Consider the following 6,362-nt stretch of genomic DNA (forward strand, 5'->3'; position numbering starts at 1 on the left):
CGGTTGCACAGCTTGATGGCGATGCCGCGGTCGTCGGGGCCGAGCTTTTGCTGCCAGCGCTTGGAGTCTTTTTTGGCAGGCTCGACTGATATCCCGACCGTTACTGTACCAGCACGGCACGTCCGCATGTCGCGCCGGTGACCCGGACATCGGCTTCGCCGAGGTGCACGCCGAGCGTATCGAGCAGATTGTAAAGCAATGTGTCGACTGGTGCGGTCACGGTTTTCAAGAGCGCTAAGACCGGCTGCTTCACGACGCCGAGTATGGCGGTTAGGTCAAGCCCGATGCCAAGCGCGCCGACGTAGAGCCTCAAATTGTCGACCAATGAAGCGGTCAGCGTCTGGGTCAAATCCCGTGTCGGGGTGGTCTTTATGGTCTTGGCGGCAATCTCGGTTTTATTGAAGACCAGGTTGGTCGGGCTGACGTTGGTGACCTCGGCTGCTGCCGAACCCTTCACCTGTAACAGGTCGATCTTGAGCAGCAGCAGAGTGAGGCTGAGGTCCGCGATATTGGCGTCGGAGAACGACTGCGGGTTGCTGAAATCGGCGAAGGCGGTGGGGCTGTTATCGGCATCGCTGGCGGCAAGGTTCACGGCGGCGACCCCCGGCTTCGCGGCAATGGTAACCTTCAGGCTGTCGGGTCCGGTCGGACAGCTGATGTCGGTCAGCTTGGCCTCGGCATAGGCCACTTCGACATTCAGCGGCAGCTTGACCGACAGCAGGCTGATGCCGCCGCCCAGGTTCGGATTACTGCCGACCCCAAGGGTGAGCAGCAGCTTGATGCGCGTTTGCGCGGTGCGCACCACGGTGCCGGCTTCTCCAACCGCCAGCCATGGCGAGGATTGCGGCGGTTCGCCGATGGCGATGGCGAGCGTGGTCGACAGCACCCCGGGAATGGTGGCGCCGAGGGCGACGTCGACCTGCTTCGAACCGTTTGCCAGCCCGGCGGCGGCGGTCAGCATTCCCAAGGCGCTGGCATCGACGCCGAGGCCGGCGGGCCTTTGCCCGAGGCCCAACTTGCCGACGGAGCCGAGATCGACCAGATGACTGAGCGGTATCTTGACCGTACTGGTCGACTTGGACGCGATCGTCTGCAGGGCGGCCTTGGCCGTGTTGCCAAGCCCCGGCACATTGGCCATGGCCGTGGCGATCTGGCCCACGGTCGCCTTCGATGCCAGCACATCCGAATACGACACGCCGGTCAGGTTCAGCTGGGTGGCAAGGCCGTCCACGAAGGAAAGCACGCTCACATCCGCGGAGATGAGCGCGTTGTAGTCCATGACGCTGAGCGAGATGTTGGTGCCGAGAAGTCCGCCGAGAAGCGCGTTGAGGATACCGCCATCGAGGCTGGCGAGCCTCGATCCGACCGAGAACGTCGCCTGCGGCGTCATGCTGGCGGTGGCTTGGGTGCCAATGACGGGAGTGGGGATCAGCGAACTCGCGAAATAGCGGGCAGGGATCTTCTTCAGGGTGACACGGACGGCATTGTAGGGTGTTATGCTGGCCTGGAAACGCTGGCCCACATTGGCGCCGGATGCCACATATCGCCCAGGCGTGACCGTCACGACGGTTTTGCCGGCCGCCGGCTCGATCGTTTGTCCCGAGGCTTGAACGACAACCCCGGGCATGCCGTTGTCGGTCAGCGTGGTGACAACCGCTGTGTTGACATTGGTCATGTTCGAGGCGGCGGTGATCGCCGCCAGATCCACCATTGCCTGGGCTTCGCGGCGCTCGGTGTAGATCGAGGCTTCGTCGATGGCCACCGCGGCAAGCGCCAGCGCCACCGGCGCGCTCAATGCCGCCATGACGGTGAAGTTCGCTTTCCTGTCACTGAGCATCAACCGGGCAAGCCGACCGATCCCATTGCACACATACAGCAGCATTTAAATGCCCCCGACCCTGATCGTTGACTGGCGCCTGATCGTGGTCCCCGGCATGGCTATGCCCGGGAAAAGGTTCCAGATCGGCAGGTTGCGGGCGTCGTACTGGATGGACACCACGAACTGGCTTCCATCGGCCGTGCTGTCGTTGGCCTGGTAGGTCAACTTGCTGACATCCACGAAGGGATATCCGCCGGCATTGTTGGTGACGAAGCTGGCTACGAGCGTCTGGCGTTCCGTCTGGTTCAACCCGGCAATTGCCGTGCGGGCGGCATCCGCTGCGATCTGCTGGATCGAGTTGGCGGCGCCGAAGTATATACCATATGCAACCATTCCGAGCAGAAGAAGAATGAAAATAGGTGAGAGTAAGGCAAATTCAACCGCAGAAGTGCCGCGTTCTTCTTGGAATTTCCGCATTAGTTGACGGATTTTGGGCAATTTGCTTGCTCCGTTACTCATAGCCGCCGCACGTCTGAAGTTCGAACCATATAGAAGGTACTCATAATGTAACCTCAGGTTGCTTAAGAACGCATTAAGACATTCCGGCAAACTGGCACGGCTCCGATTCGCGGTGAAAAATGGCGTCGAGGTGAAGAAACCAAGTCAAGCTTTTGGTTTCGGCTGGTGTTCCAGCGGCCACGCCGTAGCTTTCGTCCGCCTTACTTTGGGTGACCCAGAGAGTCTGTTGAAATAAAAATTCTCCGCGTTAGTGTCTGGGCACGAGCCGCAGGACGGGAACCAGCGGCGCGCTCAAAGGGGTCAGATATCGGCTCCAGGGCGTCAACACTTAATAGGCGCGCCAACGGCAGCGCCGACAGGGAGAACTTCATGCTGAAAAACATGCTGAAGGCGACGGTGCTCGCCACGACCATGGCGCTGGCCACCGGCACGTTCTACACGCCGGCTTTCGCCGAGACCGTCTATAACAGAGGCAGCGCCGCCGAAGCGGAGACGGTCGATCCGCACAAGACCTCGACAGTCTACGAAGCCGATATCATACGCGACCTGTTCCAGGGCCTGGTCATGCATGACCAGAAGACGAACCTCATTCCGGGCGCGGCCGAAAGCTGGACAGTGTCCGACGACGGCACTGTCTACACCTTCAAGCTACGCAAGGATGGCCTCTGGTCGGATGGCAGCCCGGTGACGGCGGACGACTTCGTCTATTCGTTTCGTCGGCTGGAAGATCCGGCCACCGCTGCCGAATACGCCTCGATGCTGTACCCGGTGAAGGGTGCGGAGGACGTCAACACCAAGAAGGGCAAGCCGGAGGATATGGGTGTCAAGGCACTTGACGCAAATACCCTCGAAGTCACGCTCAAGGCGCCGACGCCTTACTTCCTGGAGATGCTGACCCACCAGGCCACCTATCCGGTCAACAAGGCCTCGATCGACAAGCTCGGCGCCGACTGGATCAAGGCGGGTAATCTCGTTTCGAACGGCGCCTATACGCTGGCCGAGTGGATTCCCAACGACCACATGAAGCTGGTCAAGAATCCGAAATTCTGGGACGCCGCGACCGTCAAGATGGACGTCGTCAACTATATCCCGACCGAGGACCGCTCATCGGCGATGAAGCGCTTCGAGGCCGGCGAACTTGACAGTTACGGCGACCTGCCGACCGAACAGCTCGCTGACCTCAAGACCAAGTTCGGCGACCAGGTCCGCGTCGGACCTTATCTCGGTACCTACTACTACGCGATCAAGACCGACAAGGCGCCGTGGGACAATGTCGAGCTGCGCAACGCCATCTCGATGGCGATCGACCGCGACTTCCTCGCCGAGAAGGTCTGGCAGAACTCGATGCTGCCTGGCTATTCGATGGTGCCTCCGGGCATCGCAGGCTACACGCCGGCAATGGCCAAATACGCCGACATGTCGCAGATCGACCGCGAGGACGCTGCCAAGAAGACCCTCGAGAAACTCGGCTATACGCCCGAGCATCCGTTGAAGATGGAGATCCGCTACAACACTTCAGAAAACCACAAGAACACGGCCGTCGCCATCCAGGAACAGTTGAAGCCGCTCGGCGTCGACGTCTCGCTGGTCAACACCGACACCAAGACCCACTACTCCTTCCTTGAGCAGAAGGGCGACTACGATGTGGCGCGTGCCGCCTGGATCGCCGACTACAAGGATCCGGAGACCTTCCTCGGCATCACCCGCAAGGCCAGCGGCAACAACTATTCGAGCTATGTCAGCCCAGCATATGAAGCGGCCATGGACAAGGCTGCGGCTGCCGGCGGCAAGCCGGAAGAGCGCATGAAGGACCTCACTGAGGCCGAGCGCATCCTTGTCGATGACGTCGGCAACATTCCGCTTCTCTACTACAGCTTCCACGACATCGTTTCCTCGAAGCTGCATGGCTTCGACGACAATGTGATGGACATCCATCCGTCCCGCTTCATCGCCAAGGACTGATCCTTAGCTGGGCCGCCGCGCAGCTCAATGCGCGGCGGTGCTGGTTTGCCATCGCATCGGCCCGGGAACCGGAATCGATTTTCGGCATGTCGGTGCGAAGATTTGAAAGCTAGAGCGCAACCGTCCAGCTGGACGCGCGTTGCTCTGGATCAAGCGGGGCACCGATGCTGCGATACGTATTACGGCGGCTTCTGACCGCCATCCCGACGCTGTTCGTCATCGTGACCATGGCGTTTTTCCTGATACGCGTCGCGCCAGGCGGCCCATTCAACCAGGAGCGGGGGCTGAGCCCCGAGATCAAGGCCAATCTCGAAGCCCAATTCGGCCTCAACGACCCGCTCTGGCTGCAATTCGTCCATTATCTCGGCAATCTGCTGCGCGGCAATTTCGGCCCGAGCTACAACATGCCGGACTTCACCGTCACCGAACTGTTCGCCAAGGGCCTGCCCATTTCGGTCCAGCTCGGTGCCTCGGCGCTCGTCCTGGCGCTGCTGCTCGGTTGCGTGCTCGGTACCATTGCGGCGCTGAACCAGAACAAGCTTGGCGACTATACGGTGATTGCGCTGGCCACCGCCGGCAGCACCATTCCAACCTTCGTCATCGCGCCGGTGATCCAGCTCCTGTTCGGGCTGACATGGAAGCTGCTGCCGATCGGTGGGTGGGGCGATGGCGCTTTCATCAACAAGGTTGGCCCAGTGCTGACGCTCGCTCTGCCGCAGATCGCCATCGTCGCCCGGCTGATGCGTGGCTCGATGATCGAATCCTTGCGGTCCCACCACATCCGCACGGCGCGCGCGCTCGGCCTGTCCGACTGGTCGGTGGTGGTCAAGCACGCGCTGCGCGGCGCCATCCTGCCGATCGTCTCCTTCACCGGTCCGGCGGCGGCGGCACTGCTGACCGGCTCGGTCATCGTCGAGACGATCTTCTCGATTCCGGGCGTCGGCCGCTATTTCGTCGATGCCGCGCTCAATCGAGACTACACGCTGGTGATGGGAACGGTGGTGGTGATCGCCATCTTTACCATTGTCTTCAACCTGATCGTCGACGTCATGTACGCGGTCGTCGATCCGAGGGTGCGCTATGACTGACATCACAGCCACAGCCGCCCCCATCGTCATCGGCCGTTCGCTCTGGGGGGATGCCTGGGCGCGGCTCAAGGCCAATCGCGCCGCCATGTTCAGCCTGTACTACCTGGCCCTGATCGGTGTCGTCAGCGTGTTCGGGCCGTGGTTCGTGCCGCATCAATACACCACCATCTATGCCGACTATGTGCGCATGCCGCCAAGCCTGTCGGCCTATCCGAAGGCCGACATGATCGAGACGGCGCTCACCGAAGCGATCAAGCGCATGCGGGTCGACATCAAGGAGTGGCGGCAGGAAGGCAACCAGGTCTTCGTCACCGTCAAGTCGATCAGGCCGATCGACGATCGCAACATCCGCTATCTCGACCGTTCCGATGCCTTTGACGACACCAAGATCGAGAGCAAGTCGCCCGACGGTCTCGAAGTGACGATGAGCGCCTCGATCAAGCAGCAATATTTCCTGTTCGGCACCGACAACACCGGCCGGGACCTGTTGTCGCGCACGCTGATGGCCGGGCGTATATCGCTGGCCATCGGCCTACTCGCGGGCGTCGTGGCGGTGGTCATCGGCGTGGTCTACGGGGCCGCTGCCGGCTTTGCCGGCGGCAAGGTCGACGAGGTGATGATGCGCATTGTCGACGTGTTCTATTCCTTGCCCTTCATCTTCTTCGTCATCATGCTGGTGGTGTTCTTCGGCCGCAACTTCGTGCTGATGTTCCTGGCGGTCGGCGCCGTGCTGTGGCTCGACATGGCGCGCATCGTGCGCGGCCAGGCGCTGTCGATCCGCCGCCAGGAATATGTCCAGGCGGCGGAAGCCATGGGTGTCGGCCAGCGTGGTATCCTGTTGCGCCACGTCATCCCCAACCTGCTCGGCCCGGTGGTGATCTACATGACGCTGCTGGTGCCGCAGGTCATCATCCTGGAGAGTTTCCTGTCGTTTCTCGGCCTCGGCGTGCAGGAGCCGATGACCAGCTGGGGCG

General features: G+C 61.3%; 5 protein-coding genes. 3 read left to right on the plus strand and 2 right to left on the minus strand.

The genetic code is table 11. The features are described 5' to 3' along the window. Positions 1-100: 100 nt before the first annotated feature. Both EN943_RS33705 and EN943_RS33710 read right to left on the minus strand, forming a co-directional pair. On the minus strand, positions 101-1,882 hold the full coding sequence (locus EN943_RS33705; RefSeq protein ID WP_127416220.1) for a TadG family pilus assembly protein: 1,782 nt from the start codon (positions 1,880-1,882) through the stop codon (positions 101-103). Continuing rightward, on the minus strand, positions 1,883-2,296 hold the full coding sequence (locus tag EN943_RS33710) for a TadE/TadG family type IV pilus assembly protein (RefSeq protein ID WP_206522859.1): 414 nt from the start codon (positions 2,294-2,296) through the stop codon (positions 1,883-1,885). A 411-nt stretch (positions 2,297-2,707) separates the two neighbouring features. On the opposite strand from EN943_RS33710, the gene EN943_RS33715 reads away from it, so the two are divergent. The 3 genes from EN943_RS33715 to EN943_RS33725 all read left to right on the plus strand — a co-directional run. Beyond that, on the plus strand, positions 2,708-4,300 hold the full coding sequence (locus EN943_RS33715) for a peptide ABC transporter substrate-binding protein (RefSeq protein ID WP_127416221.1): 1,593 nt from the start codon (positions 2,708-2,710) through the stop codon (positions 4,298-4,300). Between the two features lie 164 nt (positions 4,301-4,464). Next, complete coding sequence (locus tag EN943_RS33720) at positions 4,465-5,388, plus strand: ABC transporter permease subunit (RefSeq protein ID WP_127416222.1); 924 nt, start codon at positions 4,465-4,467, stop codon at positions 5,386-5,388. Next, on the plus strand, positions 5,381-6,362 hold a 982-nt coding region (locus EN943_RS33725), incomplete at its 3' end, for an ABC transporter permease subunit (protein WP_127416223.1). The genes EN943_RS33720 and EN943_RS33725, both read left to right, overlap by 8 nt.

Origin of the sequence: Mesorhizobium sp. M7A.F.Ca.US.006.01.1.1, assembly GCF_003997935.1 — a bacterium.
In the GTDB taxonomy this organism is placed as follows: Bacteria; Pseudomonadota; Alphaproteobacteria; order Rhizobiales; family Rhizobiaceae; genus Mesorhizobium.